General features: G+C 71.2%; 21 protein-coding genes and 1 pseudogene. 14 read left to right on the plus strand and 8 right to left on the minus strand.

All coding sequences use genetic code 11. The features are described from left to right. The 5 genes and pseudogenes from ACYVOM_RS10130 to ACYVOM_RS10150 all read left to right on the plus strand — a co-directional run. Positions 1 to 247: pseudogene (locus tag ACYVOM_RS10130) on the plus strand (DNA polymerase III subunit gamma and tau); the annotation flags it as partial. A 198-nt stretch (positions 248 to 445) separates the two neighbouring features. After that, the gene (locus ACYVOM_RS10135; protein ID WP_460303013.1) at positions 446 to 784 is read left to right on the plus strand and encodes a YbaB/EbfC family nucleoid-associated protein; all 339 of its coding nucleotides are present in this window, start codon (positions 446 to 448) and stop codon (positions 782 to 784) included. A 1-nt stretch (position 785) separates the two neighbouring features. After that, entirely contained in the window at positions 786 to 1385 is a 600-nt protein-coding gene (recR, locus tag ACYVOM_RS10140) for a recombination mediator RecR (RefSeq protein ID WP_460303014.1), read from the plus strand. Further along, positions 1378 to 1959, plus strand: coding sequence for a DUF5063 domain-containing protein (locus tag ACYVOM_RS10145; protein ID WP_460303015.1), 582 nt, complete (start codon positions 1378 to 1380; stop codon positions 1957 to 1959). Before recR ends, ACYVOM_RS10145 begins: the two co-directional genes overlap by 8 nt. A gap of 112 nt (positions 1960 to 2071) precedes the next feature. Next, positions 2072 to 3016, plus strand: coding sequence for an EamA family transporter (locus ACYVOM_RS10150; RefSeq protein ID WP_460303016.1), 945 nt, complete (start codon positions 2072 to 2074; stop codon positions 3014 to 3016). A gap of 80 nt (positions 3017 to 3096) precedes the next feature. On the opposite strand, the gene ACYVOM_RS10155 is transcribed toward ACYVOM_RS10150, so the two are convergent. Both ACYVOM_RS10155 and ACYVOM_RS10160 read right to left on the minus strand, forming a co-directional pair. Next, positions 3097 to 4317, minus strand: coding sequence for a CaiB/BaiF CoA transferase family protein (locus tag ACYVOM_RS10155; RefSeq protein ID WP_460303017.1), 1221 nt, complete (start codon positions 4315 to 4317; stop codon positions 3097 to 3099). Further along, on the minus strand, positions 4314 to 4967 hold the full coding sequence (locus ACYVOM_RS10160; RefSeq protein WP_460303018.1) for a GntR family transcriptional regulator: 654 nt from the start codon (positions 4965 to 4967) through the stop codon (positions 4314 to 4316). The genes ACYVOM_RS10155 and ACYVOM_RS10160 overlap by 4 nt, the downstream gene beginning before the upstream one ends. Before the next feature lie 65 nt (positions 4968 to 5032). Between ACYVOM_RS10160 and ACYVOM_RS10165 the strand changes: the two genes are divergently transcribed. Then, positions 5033 to 5947 (plus strand): hydroxymethylglutaryl-CoA lyase, encoded by a 915-nt coding sequence (locus ACYVOM_RS10165; RefSeq protein WP_460303019.1) that lies wholly within the window; start codon positions 5033 to 5035, stop codon positions 5945 to 5947. Between the two features lie 69 nt (positions 5948 to 6016). Here the strand turns inward: ACYVOM_RS10165 and ACYVOM_RS10170 are convergent, their stop codons facing one another. The 3 genes from ACYVOM_RS10170 to ACYVOM_RS10180 are packed head-to-tail and all read right to left on the minus strand — an operon-like array spanning position 6017 to position 8403. After that, positions 6017 to 7357, minus strand: coding sequence for a phosphotransferase family protein (locus tag ACYVOM_RS10170; protein WP_460303020.1), 1341 nt, complete (start codon positions 7355 to 7357; stop codon positions 6017 to 6019). Further along, the gene (locus ACYVOM_RS10175; protein WP_460303021.1) at positions 7354 to 7770 is read right to left on the minus strand and encodes a nuclear transport factor 2 family protein; all 417 of its coding nucleotides are present in this window, start codon (positions 7768 to 7770) and stop codon (positions 7354 to 7356) included. The genes ACYVOM_RS10170 and ACYVOM_RS10175 overlap by 4 nt, the downstream gene beginning before the upstream one ends. Before the next feature lie 21 nt (positions 7771 to 7791). Beyond that, complete coding sequence (locus ACYVOM_RS10180) at positions 7792 to 8403, minus strand: TetR/AcrR family transcriptional regulator (protein WP_460303022.1); 612 nt, start codon at positions 8401 to 8403, stop codon at positions 7792 to 7794. 144 nt (positions 8404 to 8547) lie between these two features. Here ACYVOM_RS10180 and ACYVOM_RS10185 point away from each other — a divergent pair, with 144 nt between their 5' ends. The 5 genes from ACYVOM_RS10185 to ACYVOM_RS10205 all read left to right on the plus strand — a co-directional run bounded on the left by ACYVOM_RS10185 (position 8548) and on the right by ACYVOM_RS10205 (position 13588). Further along, positions 8548 to 10071: a class I adenylate-forming enzyme family protein gene (locus tag ACYVOM_RS10185; RefSeq protein ID WP_460303023.1), complete on the plus strand. Its 1524-nt coding sequence runs from the start codon at positions 8548 to 8550 to the stop codon at positions 10069 to 10071. Then, positions 10068 to 10619, plus strand: coding sequence for a VOC family protein (locus ACYVOM_RS10190; protein ID WP_460303024.1), 552 nt, complete (start codon positions 10068 to 10070; stop codon positions 10617 to 10619). The genes ACYVOM_RS10185 and ACYVOM_RS10190 overlap by 4 nt, the downstream gene beginning before the upstream one ends. Before the next feature lie 13 nt (positions 10620 to 10632). Then, complete coding sequence (locus ACYVOM_RS10195; RefSeq protein WP_460303025.1) at positions 10633 to 11271, plus strand: carboxymuconolactone decarboxylase family protein; 639 nt, start codon at positions 10633 to 10635, stop codon at positions 11269 to 11271. Positions 11272 to 11274: 3 nt separating this feature from the next. Then, positions 11275 to 12441 carry an acyl-CoA dehydrogenase family protein gene (locus ACYVOM_RS10200; RefSeq protein ID WP_460303026.1) on the plus strand — a complete coding sequence of 389 codons (1167 nt, stop codon included), beginning with the start codon at positions 11275 to 11277 and terminating at the stop codon, positions 12439 to 12441. A 67-nt stretch (positions 12442 to 12508) separates the two neighbouring features. Next, on the plus strand, positions 12509 to 13588 hold the full coding sequence (locus ACYVOM_RS10205) for an SMP-30/gluconolactonase/LRE family protein (RefSeq protein WP_460303027.1): 1080 nt from the start codon (positions 12509 to 12511) through the stop codon (positions 13586 to 13588). Positions 13589 to 13649: 61 nt separating this feature from the next. Here ACYVOM_RS10205 and ACYVOM_RS10210 read toward each other — a convergent pair whose 3' ends face one another. Continuing rightward, positions 13650 to 14738, minus strand: a complete 1089-nt coding sequence (locus ACYVOM_RS10210) for a CU044_5270 family protein (RefSeq protein WP_460303028.1) — start codon at positions 14736 to 14738, stop codon at positions 13650 to 13652. Further along, entirely contained in the window at positions 14735 to 15289 is a 555-nt protein-coding gene (locus tag ACYVOM_RS10215; protein WP_460303029.1) for an RNA polymerase sigma factor, read from the minus strand. Before ACYVOM_RS10215 ends, ACYVOM_RS10210 begins: the two co-directional genes overlap by 4 nt. A gap of 225 nt (positions 15290 to 15514) precedes the next feature. Between ACYVOM_RS10215 and ACYVOM_RS10220 the strand changes: the two genes are divergently transcribed. Beyond that, complete coding sequence (locus tag ACYVOM_RS10220) at positions 15515 to 15985, plus strand: NUDIX domain-containing protein (RefSeq protein WP_460303030.1); 471 nt, start codon at positions 15515 to 15517, stop codon at positions 15983 to 15985. A 27-nt stretch (positions 15986 to 16012) separates the two neighbouring features. Here ACYVOM_RS10220 and ACYVOM_RS10225 read toward each other — a convergent pair whose 3' ends face one another. Further along, complete coding sequence (locus ACYVOM_RS10225) at positions 16013 to 17227, minus strand: tetratricopeptide repeat protein (RefSeq protein ID WP_460303031.1); 1215 nt, start codon at positions 17225 to 17227, stop codon at positions 16013 to 16015. A 645-nt stretch (positions 17228 to 17872) separates the two neighbouring features. Here ACYVOM_RS10225 and ACYVOM_RS10230 point away from each other — a divergent pair. Continuing rightward, positions 17873 to 19141, plus strand: a complete 1269-nt coding sequence (locus tag ACYVOM_RS10230) for an aspartate kinase (RefSeq protein WP_460303032.1) — start codon at positions 17873 to 17875, stop codon at positions 19139 to 19141. Continuing rightward, complete coding sequence (locus tag ACYVOM_RS10235; protein ID WP_460303033.1) at positions 19138 to 20193, plus strand: aspartate-semialdehyde dehydrogenase; 1056 nt, start codon at positions 19138 to 19140, stop codon at positions 20191 to 20193. The genes ACYVOM_RS10230 and ACYVOM_RS10235 overlap by 4 nt, the downstream gene beginning before the upstream one ends. Positions 20194 to 20305 lie beyond the last annotated feature (112 nt).

Here is a 20305-nt window from a genome sequence, read left to right on the forward strand (position 1 = left end):
CGCGCCCGAACCGCCGCGCCCGCCCCAGGCCGCGTCCGCGCCTCCGGCGGCCGCTCCGCGCGCGCCCCAGGCCCCCGCGCCGCAGGCCCCGGAGGCGGACGACCCGCTGCCCCCGCCGCCGGACGGCCCCGACGATCTCGACGAGTCCGACGAGTCCGGCGGTTTCGGCGGCAGGGCCGATTTCGGCCTCGCCCTGATCCAGCGGGAACTCGGCGGCCAGATCATCGGCGAGGTCCCGACCCCCTGACGAGAAAGGGCCGCCGAAACTGGCCTGAACCTCGTGTTATGCAGTGCTCCGCAAGATTCCGGGTGGTTTCTCCTGTCCGGTACCGGAGTCCCCTAAGGTCGGTGTCCGGTCGCGTACGGTTCGTCACCGGTTGGGGGCGGGGTCGTATCGGAATCCGGCGGGACGTCGTAGGCTCGGAGTCCGAGTCGTAAGAGGGGGATGGCCGTGGAGCCCGGTTTCGACATGCAGCGGTTGCTGGAGCAGGCGCAGGCGGTGCAGCAGCAGCTGTTCGCGGCGCAGCAGGAGCTGGCCGACGCCGAGGTCGAGGGGACCTCGGGCGGCGGCCTCGTGAAGGCGACGATGAACGGCCAGGGCGAGATCACCGCGCTGGTCATCGACCCGAAGGCGATCGATCCGGGAGATCCGGCCGAGACCGCCGAGACCGTCGCGGACCTGGTGATCGCGGCGATCAGGGACGCGGCGCGTGCCGCCGCCGAACTCCAGCAGAGCACCATGGGCCCGCTCGCCCAGGGCATGCCCGGTCTGCCGGGGTTCTGACATGTACGAAGGCGTCGTCCAGAACCTGATCGACGAGCTGGGAAGGCTCCCGGGCGTAGGTCCCAAGGGCGCCCAGCGCATCGCCTTCCACCTGCTCAACGCCGATCCGGCCGAGGTCATGCGCCTCGCCGACGCGCTGCGCGAGGTGAAGGAGAGGGTCCGTTTCTGCAGGGTCTGCGGGAACGTGGCCGAGGAGGCCGAGTGCCGGATCTGCCGTGACGTCCGGCGGGACCGCGCCGTGATCTGCGTCGTGGAGGAGTCGAAGGACGTCGTCGCGATCGAGAAGACGAGGGAGTTCCGCGGGACTTACCACGTTCTTGGCGGGGCGATCAGCCCGATCGAGGGCATCGGGCCGGAAGATCTTCGTATCCGGGAGCTGATGCAGCGGCTCGCGGACGGGGAGGTGACCGAGCTCATCCTCGCCACCGACCCCAATCTGGAGGGCGAGGCGACGGCGACGTACCTGGCCCGGCTCGTGAAACCGATGAACCTGAAGGTGACCCGGCTGGCGAGCGGTCTTCCCGTCGGGGGAGACCTGGAGTACGCCGACGAGGTCACCTTGGGCCGCGCTTTCGAAGGACGGAGATTGCTCGATGTCTAGTGCGAACACCCCGAAGGACTGGGACGACCTGGCGGAACGGGTCGTCCTGCATGTGGAGAACTACCTGGCCGGCCTGGAGCGCTGCGCGCGCGGCGAGGCCGGCACCCAGATGGTGTCGGTGCTCCTCCTGGAGGTCTCCCAGGTGATGCTGGCCGGCGCGCAGCTGGGCGCGAGCCCGGACGTGGTGCTGCCCGACAACTGGGAGCCCGAGATGGGCCCCGACCCCGACCTCGACACGGTCCGCCAAGGCCTCGCCGAGCGGCTGCCGGTCGTCGACGACTACCTCGAGGTGTTCGATCCGTACAAGGACGCCGAGATCACGTCGTACCGCCTGTCGGACGACCTCGTCGACGTGGCGTCCGACCTCACCCACGGCCTGCGCCACTTCAAGGCGGGCCGCACCCTTGAGGCCCTGTGGTGGTGGCAGTACAGCTACCTGAACCACTGGGGCAACCACGGAGGGGCCGCTCTGCGCGCGCTGCACGCGGTCGTGTCGGGCGTCCGCCTGGACGTCGCGGAGGAGCGCCTGGCGGAGGCCGAGCCGGTCGAGCCGGACGCCCTCGTCACCACCTGAGGAAGGCCTTCTCGACGGGCGGTGTGCGAGGACCGCAGGAAGCGCGAAGGGTGGCGTGCCCCAGGCACACCGCCAGGAGTGATTCCGAAGTGGCACCTGTCATCATGGTCCGATGCCGCCCCAAGGAAGACCCCTCCTCCTCGCCCTGATCTCGGCGCTCGCGTTCGGTAGTTCGGGCGTCGCGGCCAAGCCGCTGATCGAGGCGGGGCTGGACCCGCTGCACGTGGCCTGGCTGCGGATCGCCGGGACCGCGCTGCTGCTGTCGCCGCTGGCGTGGCGCCGCCGGGCGCTCCTGTGGGAGCGCCCGGCGCTGCTCCTCGGGTTCGGGATGCTCGGGATCGCGGGCGTGCAGGCGTTCTACTTCGCGGCGATGTCGCGGATCCCGGTCGGTGTGGCGCTGCTGATCGAGTACCTGGGCCCGCTGCTGGTGCTCGGCTGGGTCCGGTTCGTCAGGCGGGCGCCGGTGAGCCGTTTCGCGGTCGTCGGCGTGGTCCTGGCGGTCGCGGGGATGGCGTGCGTCGTGCAGATCTGGTCGGGCCTGGCCTTCGACGCGCTCGGCCTCGCCTTCGCCCTGTGCGCGGCGGCCTGCCAGGCCGGGTACTTCCTGTGCGCCGACGAGGGGACCGGCGACGACCAGCCCGATCCGCTCGGGGTGATCACCTTCGGCTTCCTCGCGGCGACGCTGGCGCTGACCGTCGTGGCGCGCCCGTGGACCATGGACTTCTCGGTGCTGGCCGGGTCGGTCGATCTGGGCGGGCGCGAGATCCAGGCGCCGCTGCCCTACGGCCATCTCGTCGTGGTGGCCACACTCCTGGCCTACGTGACGGGGGTGCTGTCGGTCAGGCTGCTGTCGGCGCAGGTCGCGGGCGTCATCGCCTACCTGGAGGTGGTGGTCGGGATCGTGCTCGGCTGGCTGCTGCTGCACGAGGGGCTGACGCCGGCGCAGCTCGCGGGGGCGCTGCTGGTGCTGGGCGGGGCCTTCATCGCGCAGCGCGCCACCCCGGAGCGCGAGGCGCAGGAGCTCCACGACGGGGTGCCGAGCGTGGAGCCCGCCTGAGACACGCAGGGCCGGAGCGGACCGCCCTGATCGGTCCGTTCCGGCCCCACATGGAACAACTGAGGAACAACGCATTAAGCCTAAACGGTGCCGGCCGCTTTCAGTGCCTCAAGATCGGACGAACCGATGCCGAGCAGCCCGCCGTAGATCTCGTCGTTGTGCTGACCGAGCGCGGGACCGACCGAGCGGACCTCGCCGGGGGTGTCGGACAGCTTCGGGAAGACGTTCTGCATCGGGAAGTCGCCGAACTCGGGGTGGGCGAGGCGGATGATCGCCTCACGCGCCTTGAAGTGCGGGTCGGCGAGCATGTCCTTGGCCCGGTAGGTGAGGCCTGCGGGGATGCCGTTCTCGTGCAGGAGGGCGAGCAGCGGCTCGGACTCCCAGGTGCCCGTCCACGCGCCGATGAGGTCGTCGAGTTCCACGGAGTTGGCGCCGCGCGCGCCGTGCGTCGCGTACCGCTCGTCGGTGGCGAGCTCGGGCCGTCCCATCACCTCGGCGAGCCGGGTCCAGATGGTGTCCCGGTTGGCCGCGATGAGGATCGGGCCGTCCTTCGTCGGGTAGACGTTGCTGGGCGCGACGTTCGGCAGCACCGAGCCGGTCCGCTCGCGCTGGTAGTTCGCGATCTCCCAGTCGGGGACGAGTGATTCCATGAGCGCGAAGACCGCCTCGTACAGGGCGGAGTCGACGACCTGGCCCTTGCCGGTGCGGCCCCGGGCGTGCAGCGCGACGAGGGTGCCGAGCGCGGCGAACGTGCCGGCGAGCTCGTCGCCGAGGGAGATGCCGGCCCGGGCGGGCGGCGAGTCGGGGTCGCCGGTGACGTACCGGATGCCGCCCATGGCCTCGCCGATCGAGCCGAAGCCCGCGCGCGGCGAGTACGGGCCGTCCTGGCCGTAGCCGGTGACGCGGGTGATGATCAGGCCGGGGTTCAGCTCCCACAGCTTCTCCGGGGACATGCCCCAGCGCTCCAGGGTGCCGGGCCGGAAGTTCTCGATGAGCACGTCGGCCTGGGAGATGATCCGGCGCGCGAGGTCCTGGCCCTCCTCGGTGCGGAGGTTGAGCGTCACGGACTTCTTGTTGCGGGCGAGGATCGGCCACCACAGCGACTGGCCGTGCGGCTTCTCCCGGCCCCACTCGCGCATCGGGTCGCCGGCGCCCGGCGGCTCGATCTTGATGATCTCGGCGCCGAAGTCGCCGAGGAGCTGGCCGCAGAACGGGCCGGCGAGCAGCTGGCCCATCTCCACGACGCGCAGGTCGCCCAGCGCGCGGACGGAGTTCTCGCCCGGGGCCTGGATGTCGGTCATTCTTCCTCCCTGGGGGATGCGGAGATCTTCGCGGCGGCGGCGCGCAGGTGGGAGCGCATCACCGAGGCCGCCCACTGCGGGTCGCGGGCGGCGATCGCGTCGACGACCTCGCGGTGGTGGCCCATGCTGCGGGCCATGCCTTCGGGGTCGTAGCGGTGAAAGGTGCCGAGGATGAGCGGCGCGTGCATGACCGAGGTCAGCATCGCCGGGAGCCGGCTGTTGCCGGAGGCGTCGATGAGCAGGGCGTGGAAGCGCGAGTTCAGCTGCGCGACGTGGGCGAGTCCGCCTTCGGCGGCGGCCGCCTCCATCCGCTCGCACAGCTCGCGCAGCTCGGCCAGCGCCTCGGGGGACGCCCCGATCCGCGCGGCGCGGGCTGCGGCGTAGGGCTCCAGCTGGGTGCGCAGTTCGAAGATCTCGGCGATGTCGGACTCCGACCACAGGGCGACGCGCGCCCCGCGGTGCGGCAGGACCTCGACGAGACCGTCGGCGCCGAGTCTCTGGAGCGCCTCCCGGACGGGGGTGCGCGACAGGCCGAGCGCCTGGGACAGCTCGACCTCGGCGAGGCGGGCCCCGGGGGCGAGTTCGCCGCCGACGATCATCCGGCGCAGCTCCGCGTAGGCGGTGTCCGCGGCGCGGTTCCCGGCTGCCATCTCATACCCCCTCACCTCTTGGCTGTTGCATGCAATATAGGGGAGTATGGGAGGAGCCACAAGGGATGATGCGGAAGGATCTGGTCAGATTGCATACAACAGTGCTGGAAGTCGGACCGCGTGACGGACTCCAGAACGAGGCCAAGGCATTGTCGCCGGACGACCGGATCGCGCTCATCGAGCGGTGCGTCGCGGCCGGGGTCCGCCGGATCGAGGCGGTGTCGTTCGTCAACCCCAAGCGGGTGCCGCAGATGGCGGGCGCCGAGGAGGTCATGAAGGGCGTCCCGCGCGTCGAGGGCGTCTCCTACAGCGGCCTCGTGCTCAACCGGCGCGGGCTGGACCGCGCGCTCGAGTCCGGCGTGGACGAGGTCAACGTCGTCGTGGTCGCCTCCGACACGTTCTCCCAGCGCAACCAGGGCGTCACCACCGCGGAGATGCTGGCCGCCTGGGACGACATCGCCGCGTCCGCGCACGCCGCGGGCGTTCCCGTCGGGATGACGATCGCCGCCTCCTTCGGCTGCCCCTTCGAGGGCGAGACGCCGCCGGAGCGGGTCGCGGAGATCGCGCGCCGGGCCGAGGCCGCGGGCGCGTTCGAGGTGGCGCTGGCCGACACGATCGGCGTCGGGATCCCCGCGCAGGTCCGCGACCTGTCCCGCCGCACCAAGGAGGCCGCGCCGTCCGCCGCGCTGCGGTTCCACTTCCACAACACCCGCAACACCGGCTACGCCAACGCGCTGACCGCCGTGGACGAGGGCGCGTCCGTCCTCGACGCGAGCGCGGGCGGCTTCGGCGGCTGCCCCTTCGCGCCCGCCGCGACCGGCAACATCGCCACCGAGGACCTGCTGTACATGCTGCACCGCGGCGGCGTGGAGACCGGCATCGACATGGCCGCGATCGCCGAGACCGGCACCTGGCTCGGCACCCTGCTCGACAAGCCCGCCCCCGCCCTGCTCGGCCGCGCGGGCGGTTTTCCCGCCTGACCGTGCCGACGGCCCGGTCCGCACGCGGCGGACCGGGCGCGTCAGCGCAGCCGAGTCACGGCAGCCGGGTCAGGGCAGGGTCGCCAGGTGCTTCGGGTTGGCGACGAGCAGCTTGTCGGCGACCGAGGCCGCTACAGCCGTGACGACCTCGTGCCAGCGGTGGTCGAAGCCGCCTTCGCGGATGCCCACGGCGAACTCCGCGTCGTCGGCGCAGCCGAACGCGGCGAGCCGCGCGCTGTGCGCCGCCGCGTGCTCCGCGCCCAAGAGCAGTTCCCTGCGCGCGACGCGCAAGGCCGCGGCGGCCACGCGGTTGTGGAACCGCAGCCGTTCGTCGTCCACCTCCGCCGTCGTGAGGTAGTGCCGTACGGCGTCGATGAGGGAGGCCGCCCCGGGACGGTCGTGCGGGGCCACGGGGGCGGACTCGCCCAGGCCGTCCAGAGGGTCGGCGACCGTGACGGGCTCGGTGAGGCCGAGCGAAAGCAGGAGGTCGTGCTCCACCTCGCACACTCGACGACCGAGGACGGCGAACTCGACGTTGTCGTCCGACCCGCTCAGGAAGCGGTCGGCCTGGTGGCGGCACAGGACCGTCCAGCGGAGCGTTCCGAACACCTCCCACCAGTGCAGCGTCTCGGGTGACGGAGGCGTCCCGCCCGCCTCGGCGTACCCGGCGAGGAGCTCCTCGCGGGTCCCGAATCCGCCCACGGCCGGCGGGGAGCCGAAGCGCCACGCCTTCACGCACAACCACCCGAGGTCCTCCCACGGGTCGCCCGCGTGGGTCAGCTCCCAGTCGAGGACGCCCTTGACGCCGTTCTCGTCGAGCAGGACGTTGCCGTTGCGGAAGTCGGCGTGCACGACCGTCGGACGGCCCGTCTCGGCGGGGCGGTTCTGCTCCAGCCAGCGCAGCGCCAGCTCCACCGCGGGCCGGGGCTCCGCGAACGCCGCGTACCGCTCCTTGACGTCCTGGAGCGGATCCAGGAAGGGCAGGTCGGCGATCGCGTCCGGGGGCAGCCGGTGCAGCCGGGCGAGAATGCGGCCGAACTCGCGGGCGAGGCCGGGGCGCACCTTGGCGAACCGCTCGTCGCGCAGCAGCCGCCGCGGGATCGTCTCGCCCTCCAGCCGCTCCATGATCAGGTACGGGGTGCCGGCGAGGTCGGGGCCATGGTCGACGACCGCGGGCACCGGCACCCCGGCGGAGGCCGCGGCCACCAGCAGCGCCGCCTCACGGGCCATCGTCTCGGGGTCGGGGGCGTGCGGCGGGTCCCGGCGCAGGATCAGCTCGGCGTCGGCGGTGTCGAACGCCCAGGTCTCCCGGCTCGCGCCGCCCGACAGCCGGCGCAGGCCGCGCACCGGCCCGACCCGCTCGCTCAGGAGCGCGGCGAGGACCTCCGGGTCGGTCTCCTGGACGCTCACCGCGCACGCGCCGCGCGCTGGGCGGTCGACAGGGCGCGCAGTGCGTCGCTGCCGCGGGTGTCGGCGTACTCCTCGATCCGGGCGATGCGCCCGTCGTCGGTGACGGTGACGAAGAGGGCCGCGGCGATCTCCAGGGCGGAGCCGTCGGGGAGGCTCCCGCGCAGCACGTGCTGCTGGACGTACCCGGCGGGCCAGGGCGCGCGGCGGATCTCCTCGTAGCGCATCCCCTGGAGGTTGGCCGACAGCCAGCGCAGCGTACGGACGTTGTCCTCGACGGCCTGCTCCGCGCCGCCGCCTTCGCCGGGCCCGTTGTGCCAGATGAGGGCGTCGGGGGTATAGAGGTCGCGGAGGGTGTCGATGTCGCCGCCGGCGACGGCGGTGATGAAGCGGTCGGCGAGCGCGTCGTGCTGCACGGTCTCTCCTCGGGGGTCAGGTCATGGGGTGGTGGGAAGTCCTAGCGCCCGGATGTTGAGCGTGTCCAAGGTGTCGAGGAGCCTTTCGGTGTTCTCGGTGTCCTCGCCTTGGACGATCCAGAGGTAGAGGGAGTGGTCGACCATCGCGGCGAGGGCGAGGGCCGCCGTCGCCGCGTCGAGCGAGGGGTCCACGAGCCCTTCGCGCTGCCAGCGCTGGATCGCGCGGGTCGAGCGGGTGACGGTCGCGGCGCGGTGCTTGCGCCGCAGCTCCTTGAACTCCTCGTTGAAGGTGGCCACCTGCTCGATGATCGGCATGATCTTCGCGTTGCGCTGGTAGGCCTCGTAGAAATCGCGGTTCGCGCGCCGGATGCGCGCGGCCGGATGACTGCCGGGCGACGGCACGCTGTGCGCCATCATGTCGGCGAAGAGCCTGTCGGCGACCTCCAGGAAGATCGCCTCCTTCGACGGGAAGTACGTGTAGAAGGAGCCGTAGGCCACCTCGGCGTGCCGGGCGATGTGGGCCACCCGGGTGTCCAGGAATCCGCGTTCCTCGAAGACCTCGCGGGCCGCCGAGATCAGCTTCTCCCGGGTCCTGATGCCCCGCTCCGTGAGCGTCGTCTCGCCGCTCTCCATGGGCCGTTCCTCCCTCGACAGTTCCCCTTTGGGGGTTGACAACCCGATGGTGCCAGGAACAGTATCCCGAGCATCCGACAACTTGATATGACTGTCAAGTCACCAAGCAGGGGGACTCATGCCCACCACCACCCCGGGGCGTCCATGCTGATCAACGACATCATCGAGTTCGCCGCGCGCAAGCATCCCCACCGCACGGCGCTCCGCTTCGAAGAGCAGGTCATCACCTTCGAAGGCATGCGCGACCGTGTCCGCAGGGCGGCCAACGCCCTGCGCGGGATCGCCGCCGAAGGCGACCGCGTCGCCGTGCTCTCGGGCAACCGCCCGGAGTACATCGACCTGTACTACGGCGTCCCCGCCGCGGGCATGGCGCTGACCTTCCTGAACCACCGGCTGCACCCGGCCGAGATCGCCAAGCTCGTCGCGCACGCCGAGGCGTCCGTGCTGATCGTCAGCGGCGACTTCCTGGAGGCCATCAGCGCCCACCGCGCGGCGATGCCGAGCGTCAAGCTGGTCGTCGGCCTCGACGGCGGCGGCGACCTCGACTGGCGCGAGCTGGTCGCGGCGGCGCCGACCGAGGAGCCGCCCCGCGTCGACGAGGACTCCGTCGCCTGGCTCGTCTACACCAGCGGCACCACCGGCACGCCCAAGGGCGTCATGCTGTCCCACAAGAACCTGCTGACGGGCGTCATCAGCTCCGTCGCGCACTGGGACCTGCCCGACGACCAGGTGTTCCTCTTCTGCTTCCCGCTGTGCCACGTCGGCGGCTACGTCGTCCTGGTCAACCACCTGCGGTCCTGCACCGTCGGCATCCTGCGGGCCTACGACAACGCCACGTTCCTGAACCTCGTGAAGGACTGGAAGATCACCAACACCGGCCTCGCGCCGACGATGATCGCCTTCCTGCTCCGCCACCCCGGCATCGAGAACGAGGACCTCGGGACGCTGCGGGCCATCGGCTACGGCGCGTCCGCCATTCCCGCCGAGGTCCTGCGGCGCGGCATGGAGGTCCTGGGCTGCGACTTCTACCAGGGCATGGGTATGAGCGAGCTCGGCGGCAACATCCTGCACTTCGGCGAGGCCGAGCACCGCAGGGCCGCCGCCGGCGAGACCCACCTGCTCGCCGCGGCCGGCAAGCCCATGGACCTGGCCTCCCTGCGCATCGTCGACGAGGACCTCAACGACGTCCCGCAGGGCGCCGACGGCGAGATGCTCGTCCGCGGCGACCAGGTGATGCTCGGCTACTGGCGCGAGCCCGAGCTCACCGCCGAGTCCTTCCACGACGGCTGGTTCCGCACCGGCGACGTCGTCCGGCAGGACGAGGAGGGCATGGTCTACATCGTCGACCGCCTCAAGGACATGATCATCACCGGCGGCGAGAACGTCGCCTCCCGCGAGGTCGAGGAAGCGCTCTACCGCCTCCCGCAGGTCCAGGAGGCCGCGGTCTTCGGCGTCCCCGACCCCCAGTGGGGCGAGTCGGTCTGCGCCGCCGTCGTCGTGCGGCAGGGCGAGGCCGAGGACGCCGAGGCCGTCATCGCCGGAGTCCGGCAGCACCTGGGCGGCTACAAGGTGCCCAAGCGCGTCGTCTTCGTGTCCGAACTGCCCCGGAACGTGGCGGGCAAAGTCCTCAAGCGCGATCTGCGCGCGGCCCAGAAGGAGAACACGTGACCGCCCAGAACACCGAGTTCGAGATCCAGGGCATCAACCACCTCGCCCTGGTCTGCAAGGACATGAAGGCGACCATCGACTTCTACTCCGGCGTGCTCGGCATGCCGCTGGTGAAGACGCTGAACATCCCCGGCAACGGCCAGCACTTCTTCTTCGACTGCGGCGGCGGCAACTGCGTCGCGTTCTTCTGGTTCCCCGACGCGCCCGAGGGCGTCCCGGGCATCTCCGCCCCGAAGACCCGCCCCGAGCAGGGCGAACTGCTGAGCGCGACCGGCTCCATGAACCACGTGGCCTTCCACGTGCCCGTCGACAGGTTCGACGAGTACTACGAGAAGCTCCAGGCCAAGGGCGTCGAGGTCAGCCCGGTCATCAACCACGACGACAGCCCCTCCACGATCGCCCGCAGGCTGCACCCCGGGGTGTTCGTCCGCTCCTTCTACTTCAAGGACCCCGACGGGGCCCTCCTCGAATTCGCCTGCTGGATGCGGGAGTTCACCGCGGCGGACGCCACCGCCGAGCCCCGCACCGCCGCCGACCGGACCGTCTGAGAAGGAGAAGCACATGCCCCGCCTGCGTGAAGTGCCCCGCGCCGAGGTCACCGACGAGAACATCCTGTTCTTCTACGACCGCCTCTTCGGCCCCGACAAGGACCCGGCCGTCGACCACGGCACCGCCACCGGCACTCCCGGCGACTGGTGGACGGTCTTCGCCAACGACCCGCACGTCTTCCGGCACGCCACCCGCGGTTTCGCCCTGTACCGCAAGGCCGAACTCGACCCCGTCCTGCGCGAGCTCGGCCAGTGCCGGGCCGGATGGGCGCGCGGCAGCCAGTTCGTGTTCTCCCAGCACTGCAAGCAGATGCGCGCGCTCGGCATGCCCGAGGAGAAGATCGCCGCGATCCCCTACTGGCACACCGCCGAGTGCTACAGCCCGCTGGAGCGCGCCGTCCTCGCCTACACCGACGGGATCGTGCTCGACGGCGGCCGGGTCGCCGACGAGACCTTCGAGGTCCTGCGCGAGCACCTTTCGGACAAGGAGATCCTGCTCCTCACCTACATCACCGCGCTGTACGAGATGCACGCGGTCATGTCGAAGGTGCTGAAGCTGGAGTACGACGACCGCCCCGAGCCGATCGTCGAGATCGACGCGCCCGAGGGCTACGGCAGCCGCGACATCTCCGCCGACCTGGCAGGGGAGTGACCCATGCTGTTCTCCGTTCCCGACTCCGTCCGCGAGGTGCGCGACGCCGTCCACGCGTTCATGACGACGCGCGTGGAGCCGGCCGAGGGCGTCCTCAACGCGGGCGGTGAGGAGTCGGCGAAGAAGTTCGACGAGCTGCGCGCGCAGGCGAAGGCCGAAGGGCTGTGGGCGCTCGGCCATCCCAAGGAGATCGGCGGAGGCGGCCTTCCGTTCCTGGACTACGTCTACATCAACGAGGTGCAGGGCCGGAGCGAGTGGGGCCAGATGGTCCTGGGGACGTTCACCCTCCAGGACTCCATCATGCTCGACAAGTACGCCTCGCCCAGGTGGCGTGACGCCTACCTCGCGCCGATGGTCGCCGGGGAGGTCTCGCCCAGCTTCGCGATGACGGAGCCGGACGTCGCGGGGTCCGACCCTACGGGGCTGCGCACGACGGCCGTCCTCGACGGGGACCACTGGGTGATCAACGGCCGCAAGTGGTTCACCACGGGAGCCGCTGCCGCCGCCTACACGACGGTCATGTGCCGCACCGAGGGCCCCGAGGCGCCCAGGCACAAGGCGTTCAGCATGATCATCGTGCCTACGGACACCCCCGGCTACCGCATCCTGCGCGAGACGCCTGTGCTCGGTATCAACGGCGGGCACTACGAGGTCGACTACGACAACGTGCGCGTCCCCGCCGAGAACCTGCTCGGCCCGCGCGGTGAGGGCTTCACCATCGCCCAGGACCGCCTCGGCCCCGGCCGTATCTTCCACTCCATGCGGTGGCTCGGCCAGGCCCAGCGCGCGTTCGAGCTGATGTGCGCCCGCCTGGAGGCGCGCGACGCGTTCGGCGAGCCGCTCGCGGCCAAGCAGCTGATGCAGCAGCACGTGTTCGACTCCTACGCCGAGATCCAGGCGGCCCGCCAGCTCACCCTCCAGGCGGCCCAGGCGATCGACGCGGGCAGCCAGGCCCGGGTCGAGATCGCCACGATCAAGGTCATCGGCGCCCGGATGGTGCACAACGTCATCGACCGGGCGATCCAGGTGCACGGCGCCGCCGGCCTCACCGACGACCTGCCCCTGTCGCGCATGTACCGGCACGCCCGCGAGGCGCGCCTGTACGACGGGCCGGACGAGGTGCACATCCAGAGCACCGCGAAGCGGATCCTGCGCCAGATGCGCGGCTGAGACCCCCCACCCCTGCCCCTCCGCACCCCCCTGCCACCCCGACCACCCCCTTGTGAAAGGTGCAGACATGAGCGCCCCCAAGAGGCGGCTCTCCCGCCGGTCCCTCTTCTCCGGGCTCGGCCTGTCGGCCGTCGGCCTGACCGTCCTCGGCAGCGGCTCCGCCGCGGCCGCACATCCCCACGGGCACTCCCCGAAGCCGAAAGGGAAGAAAGTGAAGATCACCAAGCTGGCCGAGGGCCTCCTGTTCCCCGAAGGCCCCGTCGCCCTCCCCAACGGCGACGTGCTCGTCGTCGAGATCCACCGCAAGACCCTCACCCGGATCCGCCCCGACGGCACCACCTCGGTCGTCGCCGAGGTCGGCGGCGGCCCCAACGGCGCCGCACTCGGCCCGGACGGGAAGGTCTTCGTCGTCAACAACGGCGGCATGTACCGGTTCGAGGTGAACGGGTACGCCTTCGCGGGCGGCACCCCCGCCGACTACGTCAGCGGCTCCGTCCAGGTCGTCGACCTGGAGACCGGCGCCGTCGAGACCCTGTACACGAAGGACGACGACGGCAGGGACCTGCGCGGCCCGAACGACATCGTCTTCGACGCCCACGGGGGCTTCTACTTCACCGACTACGGCAAGACGGTCAACGAGGCCGCGGACAAGGGCGTCCTCTACTACGCCAAGGCCGACGGCTCTTCCTGCAAGGCCGTCGGGACCGGCATGGAGGGCCCGAACGGCGTCGGCCTGTCCCCGGACGGCAAGCGCCTGTACGTCAGCGAGACCTACACCGCGCGCGTGTGGTGGTGGGAGGTGACGGGCCCGGGCCAGATCGTCGGAGGCAGGACGCTGGCCGGCTCGGGTGGAGGCAACTTCCTCTACACCGCCGCCGACTACACCAACTTCGACTCCCTCGGCGTCGACGGGCACGGCAACGTGAACGTCGCCTCCATGGTGAAGGCGGGCATCTCCGTCGTCAGCCCCGAGGGCGAGCTCGTCGACTTCGTGCACATCGACGTGGACGGCGACCCGGGCATCACCAACATCACCTGGGGCGGCAAGGACATGCGCACCGCGTACGTCACCGCGTCCAGCACCGGTCGCCTGCTCAAGATCGAGTGGCCGCGCCGCGGCCTCAAGCTCAACCACTACGAGGACTGAGCCTTCCCCTGCGCGCCCGTGCCGAGCCCTTCGCGCGGCTCGGCACGGGCGCGCCCCCGGGTCAGGACAGGTCGGGCTTCTCGTCGGTCCAGCCGATCTCCGTCACCACCCTGGCCCCCGAGGTGGTGCCGCTGGGCAGCTCGACCGTCTGGGTGGCCAGGGGCAGACCGGTCTTCTCGTCCAGGATGAGCTGGTACAGCACTTTCTCGGCCCCGTCGGCGTGCGTGGCGACCGACGGGCCCTCACGGCCCAGCGGGTCGGCGACGACGCCGGTGGACTCGACGCCCGGCAGGTCCGCGAGCAGTTCGTAGGCGGCGGCCCTGACCTCGGCCGAGACCGGCAGCCTCATGATCATGTCGACGCCGCGCTCGAAGATGATCGTGTCGTGCAGTTCGCCCTCGTCGAGCCCCTCGGCCAGCACGTCCTCCAGCGCGTCGGGTTCGGTGGGCAGCGCTTGGACCTGCGCCAAGGTGATCGGGCGTCCGCCGAGATCACCTACCACGTCCTTGGGCCCGAGCGGGTCGACGGAATGCTCGGGCTCGGACGTCACGGTGACGTTGCACTGCTTGCCGCCCTTGCTCTTGACCTGCTCGCAGAAGCCCGGCGCCCACTCGACCCGCCAGTTCGTCGGGGACCCGTCGGCCTTCCACGCGGCCTCGTCGGCCGGCGTGGCCGGGACGTAGCCCGACCTGTCGACCACGCGCCAGCCCTTGACCTGGGGCGACGCGGCGATCCAGGTCTGGATCCGCGTCGTCTCCCGGACGGTGTAGCCCTTGCCCGTCTTGTACGTCTGCGGTGCGTCCTCCGTCTCGGCCCGCCAGTAGGCGCCCGTCTCGGGCTGCTGCCGCACCTTCGACGAGGCGGCCATCAGCACCGTGTCGGCCGGCAGCAGGACAGGCGCGGTGCCGGGCGTGGCGGTGCCGGGAGCCGGGTCCTGCGGCGCCGTGAGGGTCGTGGCGGCCAAGACGCCCGCGGCGACCATGCCGACCGCGCCGACCGCGAGGCCGCGCCACATCAGGCGCTGCCGACGGGACGGCCGTCCGCCCTCGGCGCCGATGAGCCGCTGGAGCCGGTGCCTGCCCGCGTCGCGGACGGACTGGTCGGGTCCGGGAACGGCCAGGGCGTTCTTCAGGTGTTCGAGGTCGTTCATCGGTCGGTCCCTTCCAGAGCGGTGCGGAGTTTGGCGCGGGCGCGGCTCAGGCGGGAGCCCACCGTGCCGTAGGGGATGGCGAGGGCCTGGGAGATCTCCTCGTGGCTGAGCTCGGCCAGCGCCACCAGGAGCACGACGTGCCGTTCGGCCGGCCGGAGCGAGGCCAGGGCCTCGGCCAGCCGGGGCGCGAGCCGCTGCGCGGTCACCGCGGTGACGACGCGGCCCTCGTGGCTGGGCGAGGGCGGTTCGGCGGAGGTCCGGGACAGCGCCCGGTAGTAGCGCGCCTCGGCGCGCCGGTGCCGCGCCACGAGGTTCGTGGTGATGCCGAACAGCCAGGCCCGCACCTCGCCGCGCGCGGGGTCGAAGCGCAGGCGCTGGCGGAACGCGGCGGCGAAGGTCTCGGCCGCGACGTCCTCGGCGGCCTCCGGCCCGAGCCGCGCGGCGACATAGCCGTAGATGACGTCGAAGTACCGGTCGTAGACGGCGGTGAACTGCTCGGGATCGTCCCCGAACCCCGTGTCCGCACGCGCGTTGATCGCCTGGGAGGTCATGGATCCACCTCGGTGACCGTCATAGGGATCCTTTCGCCGGGAGCGGTTGTCACGGGTAGTTCGCCGAAGTCCCCGCGCGCTTTCCCGATCGCCGGGAGATCCGGGCTGTGGATAACTCTGGAGCGGCGATTCTCGGGTGCGATGATCGGGGTGGGACGCCGCAGGTGGCGTCCGGTGTCGGGGGTTTTCGCTGGTGCGGGGAGCGCGGGCGGTCGAGGAGACGGGGTGGTCAGGGTGGACCGGGTGTACGGGGTGCTGCGGAAGATCTGGCGGGCGCGGTACGTGAAGAGGCTGCACTGGCGGATGCTGTGGCTGGCGAACGCGACGTTCATGTGCGGGATCACGGGGGTGGTGCGCGCCGAGGACGGTCGTGTCCTGCTGTTGCGGCACAGGTTCTGGCCCGACGGCCGGCAGTGGGGCTTCCCCACCGGCTACGCGCGCAAAGGCGAACGCCACGAGGACACCATCGCCCGGGAGGTCCGCGAGGAGACCGGGCTGACGGTCGAGGTAGGCCGCCTGCTCAAGGTGAACAGCGGCTACCGGCTCCGCATCGAGGTCGTCTACGAGGCGGTCCTGCGCGGCGGCCTCGCATCCCTGGAGCTCGATCCCAAGGAGATCCTTGAGGCCCGGCTGTTCGACCCGGAGGAACTGCCCGAGGGCGTCCAGCCGGCCCACCGCGAGTTCGTCCGGCTGTGAGCGGCCGGCCGGGGAGGCCCGGCCAGGTCAGGCGAGGTGGGCGCGGGTGGCCTCGACCAGGGGGTGACGGGAGCCGAGCACGTCGATGCGGGCGGCGAGGACCGAGCGGATCTCGGCGCGGGCCTCCTCGGCCCGTCCGAGCAGCAGGATCACCAGCGCCAGCTCGAAGCGGGTGTCAAGGGTGTCGGGATGGTCGGGGCCGAGAACGGCGCTGCGCTCGCCGAGCAGCCGCCGGAAGGCGGGTTCGGCCTCCTCGTAGCGCTCCTGGCCGCTGATCGCGCTGACGACGCCGTGGTAGGTGGCGAGCGTGTCGGGGTGCCCTGGGCCTACGGTGAGGAGCTCGGTGTGCCAGACCTCCCGGAACGCCTCCTCGGCCTCGACATAGCGGCCCTGTCCGGCGAGCGCTCCGGCCTCCCCGCGCAGCACCGCCATCGTGGTCGGCGCCTCCGGGCCGTACGTGCGCAGATGGTCGTCGAACAGGGCCCGGTACATGTCCTCGGCGGCCCCGTGCCTGCCCTGTCCGGCGAGCGCCGCGGCGATGCCGCGCCGCGCCGCGAGCCCGTCGGGGTCGCCGGGGTGGTAGGCCCCGGCGTCGAGGATCTCCCAGTACGCGGCCTCGGCGTCGATCCACAGCCCGCGGCCGGCGAGGGCCGCCGCGATCTCCCGGCGCACCGCCACCACGTCGGGGTGCCCGTCCGGGAGCCTCGGCTCCAGCACTTCGAGGCAGGCCCGCCCCCGGGACTCCGCGACCCGGAACAGCCCTGCGGCGTTCAGTCCGCGCAGGCAGCGCGGCGCGGCCCGCACCATCCCCTCGTCCGTCTCGCCCGCGTCGCCGTCCCGCCCTGCGGTGCGCAGGGCGTTGAAGACGTGCGGGGAGAGCGCGCACCAGAGGGGCCAGGCGGAGGCGCGTTCCGGCTCGCCCAGCGCGTCGGCGGCGCGTACGAGGAGGGCGCGGGCGGCCCGGTGAAGGGCGCCGGAGTCCGGCGCGGGGGTGTTGGCGCCCTCGGTGGTCAGGCGGAGCAGCGGGACCCTGGTGTCCGGGGCGGAGGGGGTGAGGAGGTCGACGTCGTCGAGAGCGGACAGAGCGGACCAGAGGGTGTCGCCGGTGATGTCGGTGAAGCCCGGGAAATCGCGGAGGATCGCGGGGCGCAGGACCAGCGCGTAGGGGACGGGAGCCGGTCCGAAGCACGCCAGCAGCTCCAGGAGCCTCCGCGCGTAGGGAGTCGTGTCCACCGGACCCATATGTCTGCCTTCCGCCTTATCTTTAGCTCTTGCGGAGTGAGACTTATGGGTCCTGGTTTCGGTTCACTTTTGGCCGTCATCCCTGGTCGCGCGCGCCGCGCGGGGGAGGTCCCGGGCGGGCCCGGGGGCGGCCAGGGCGTGTCGGCACGCGGTTCCGTCGGGACGGGCGAGGGCTGCGCCGTGGAAGCCTCCACCGCAGCCTGCGCGCTCTCCACCTGCGTCGACTCCGCGGTTCTGGCCAGGCTGCGGCCGACTCTGGTGCGGATGACGGTCCGAATGCAACGAAATTTCAGTACGTGGCGCTAGATGGGCAGATTTTCGGTCTGGATCGGCTCAGGAAACGGAAGGCGCGGAACTTACCGGCGGAGTGGTGAAGATCAACATCGGCACAGTTCGCCGCCCGGAAGATCGGCGGACGTCCGGTTCGGGGTGCCCGTTCCGGGGGTGTCCGGAATGCTCTGGTCCCCTAACGCGTCGATCGCTACGGCGGCGCATCGGGTGATCCTGGCGCGGGCGAAGCGGCCTTCCCCGCAGGTCTGATACGGCTGTCTCAGCAGGTGAGAAAACCTGGGTGAAGGGTCACAGGGGGGTATCGGTAGACTCTGGGAGTCAAGCTTTGCACTCGAACCTGTAGGAGCGCCGCCTGTGGCTCTTGTCGTGCAGAAGTACGGCGGCTCCTCCGTCGCCGACGCCGACTGCGTGAAGCGGGTCGCTCAGCGCATCGTCGCCACCAAGAAGGCCGGCAACGATGTCGTCGTCGTGGTTTCCGCGATGGGCGACACGACGGACGAGCTGATCGATCTCGCCCAGCAGGTGTCCCCGCTCCCGCCCGCGCGGGAGCTGGACATGCTGCTGACGGCCGGGGAGCGCATCTCCATGGCGGTCCTCGCCATGGCCATCGCCAACCTCGGACATGAGGCCAAATCGTTCACCGGCTCCCAGGCCGGTGTGATCACCGACGGTTCGCACGGCAAAGCCAAAATCATCGACGTCACGCCCGGACGGCTCCAGAACGCCCTCGCCGAGGGCTCCATCTGCATTGTCGCCGGGTTCCAGGGCGTCTCCCAGGACTCCAAGGACATCACCACCCTCGGCCGGGGCGGGTCCGACACCACGGCGGTCGCCCTCGCGGCGGCGCTGAACGCCGACGTGTGCGAGATCTACACCGACGTCGACGGTGTGTTCACCGCGGACCCCCGCATCGTCCGGGCGGCCCGGCAGATCCCGCGCATCTCCTACGAGGAGATGCTGGAGCTCGCCGCGTCCGGCGCCAAGATCCTGCACCTGCGCTGCGTCGAGTACGCGCGCCGCTACAACATTCCGATCCACGTGCGGTCCTCGTTCAGCCAGAGGGAAGGCACTTGGGTCGTCGCGAGCACTGAGGGGACCCAGGTGGAGAACGCGATCATCTCCGGCGTCGCGCACGACCGGAGCCAGGCCAAGATCACGGTCGTCGGCGTGCCCGACAAGGTCGGCGAGGCCGCCGGGATCTTCCGGCTGCTCGCCGAGGCCGAGGTCAATCTCGACATGGTCGTGCAGAACGTGTCGGCCGCCGCCACCGGCAAGACCGACATCTCGTTCACCCTGCCCGCCGCCGACGGCCAGGCCGCGCTCGCCGCGCTGAACAAGGCCCAGGAACGGATCGGCTTCGACTCGCTGCGGTTCGACGACCGCATCGGCAAGATCTCCCTGGTCGGCGCGGGCATGCGCTCGCACCCGGGCGTGACCGCCACCTACTTCGGCGCGATCGCCGACGCGGGCGTCAACATCGAGATGATCTCCACCTCGGAGATCCGCATCTCGGTGATCGTCGCCCAGGACGACATCGACACCGCGGTCGCGGCCGCGCACCGAGCTTTCGATCTCGACGCAGACCAGGTCGAGGCCGTCGTATACGGAGGTACCGGCCGATGAGCCGCAAGCCCACTCTTGCCGTCGTCGGCGCGACCGGTGCCGTCGGCACCGTCATGCTCGACATCCTGTCCACCCGTGAGGACGTCTACGGCGAGATCCGCCTGATCGCCTCGCCCCGCTCCGCGGGCAAGAAGCTCACCGTCCGCGGTGAGGAGGTCGTGGTCCAGGCCCTCGCCCCCGAGGTCTTCGACGGCGTCGACATCGCCATGTTCGACGTCCCGGACGAGGTCTCGGCCGTCTGGGCGCCGATCGCCGCCGAGCGCGGCGCCGTCGCGGTGGACAACTCCGGCGCCTTCCGGATGGACCCGGACGTGCCGCTGGTCGTCCCCGAGGTGAACCCCGACGCCGCCAAGGCGCGGCCCAAGGGCATCATCTCCAACCCGAACTGCACCACCCTGTCGATGATCGTCGCGCTCGGCGCGCTGCACCGCCGGTGGGGCCTGGAACAGCTCGTCGTGGCCTCCTACCAGGCGGCGTCCGGCGCGGGCCAGGAGGGCATCGACACCCTCTACGCCCAGATCGAGAAGATCGCCGGCAACCGCGAGCTGGGCCAGCGCGCGGGCGACGTCCGCGCGATCGTCGGCAGCGAGGGCCCCTTCCCGGCGCCGCTCGCGCTGAACGTCGTGCCGTGGGCCGGCTCGCTGAAGGACGGCGGCTGGTCCTCGGAGGAGCTGAAGGTCCGCAACGAGTCCCGCAAGATCCTCGGCCTGCCCGGCCTGAAGGTTTCGGCGACCTGCGTGCGCGTCCCGGTGATCACCACCCACTCGCTGGCCGTCCACGCGGTCTTCGGATCAGAGGTCGACCAGCGCGAGGCCCAGGCCGTCCTGGCCGCCGCCCCGGGCGTCGTGCTCAGCGACAACCCCGAGGCCTACGAGTTCCCCACCCCGAACGACGTCGTCGGCACCGACCCCACCTGGGTCGGCCGCGTCCGCCGGGCCCTGGACGACCCGAAGGCGCTCGACCTCTTCCTGTGCGGCGACAACCTCCGCAAGGGCGCGGCCCTGAACACCGCGCAGATCGCCGAACTCGTGGCTCAGGAGTTCACCTCCTGATCTCGGCGGCCCAGCCTCAGACGGCCCGCTCCCGGTTTCCGGGGGCGGGCCGTCCGCGTAGCTGAGGGCACTTCGTCCGTAAGACCCACTTCGTATAAGGCCCACTTCGTAT

The organism is Actinocorallia aurea (assembly GCF_054783995.1).

Excerpts from the sequence above, each read along its gene's own strand:
- ACYVOM_RS10135 (WP_460303013.1), top strand. The coding sequence starts at position 446 with ATGGCCGTGGAGCCCGGTTTCGACATGCAGCGGTTGCTGGAGCAGGCG.
- recR (WP_460303014.1), top strand. The coding sequence starts at position 786 with ATGTACGAAGGCGTCGTCCAGAACCTGATCGACGAGCTGGGAAGGCTC.
- ACYVOM_RS10145 (WP_460303015.1), top strand. The coding sequence starts at position 1,378 with ATGTCTAGTGCGAACACCCCGAAGGACTGGGACGACCTGGCGGAACGG.
- ACYVOM_RS10150 (WP_460303016.1), top strand. The coding sequence starts at position 2,072 with ATGCCGCCCCAAGGAAGACCCCTCCTCCTCGCCCTGATCTCGGCGCTC.
- ACYVOM_RS10155 (WP_460303017.1), bottom strand. The coding sequence starts at position 4,317 with ATGACCGACATCCAGGCCCCGGGCGAGAACTCCGTCCGCGCGCTGGGC.
- ACYVOM_RS10160 (WP_460303018.1), bottom strand. The coding sequence starts at position 4,967 with ATGGCAGCCGGGAACCGCGCCGCGGACACCGCCTACGCGGAGCTGCGC.
- ACYVOM_RS10165 (WP_460303019.1), top strand. The coding sequence starts at position 5,033 with ATGATGCGGAAGGATCTGGTCAGATTGCATACAACAGTGCTGGAAGTC.
- ACYVOM_RS10180 (WP_460303022.1), bottom strand. The coding sequence starts at position 8,403 with ATGGAGAGCGGCGAGACGACGCTCACGGAGCGGGGCATCAGGACCCGG.
- ACYVOM_RS10185 (WP_460303023.1), top strand. The coding sequence starts at position 8,548 with ATGCTGATCAACGACATCATCGAGTTCGCCGCGCGCAAGCATCCCCAC.
- ACYVOM_RS10195 (WP_460303025.1), top strand. The coding sequence starts at position 10,633 with ATGCCCCGCCTGCGTGAAGTGCCCCGCGCCGAGGTCACCGACGAGAAC.
- ACYVOM_RS10200 (WP_460303026.1), top strand. The coding sequence starts at position 11,275 with ATGCTGTTCTCCGTTCCCGACTCCGTCCGCGAGGTGCGCGACGCCGTC.
- ACYVOM_RS10205 (WP_460303027.1), top strand. The coding sequence starts at position 12,509 with ATGAGCGCCCCCAAGAGGCGGCTCTCCCGCCGGTCCCTCTTCTCCGGG.
- ACYVOM_RS10210 (WP_460303028.1), bottom strand. The coding sequence starts at position 14,738 with ATGAACGACCTCGAACACCTGAAGAACGCCCTGGCCGTTCCCGGACCC.
- ACYVOM_RS10215 (WP_460303029.1), bottom strand. The coding sequence starts at position 15,289 with ATGACCTCCCAGGCGATCAACGCGCGTGCGGACACGGGGTTCGGGGAC.
- ACYVOM_RS10225 (WP_460303031.1), bottom strand. The coding sequence starts at position 17,227 with ATGGGTCCGGTGGACACGACTCCCTACGCGCGGAGGCTCCTGGAGCTG.
- ACYVOM_RS10235 (WP_460303033.1), top strand. The coding sequence starts at position 19,138 with ATGAGCCGCAAGCCCACTCTTGCCGTCGTCGGCGCGACCGGTGCCGTC.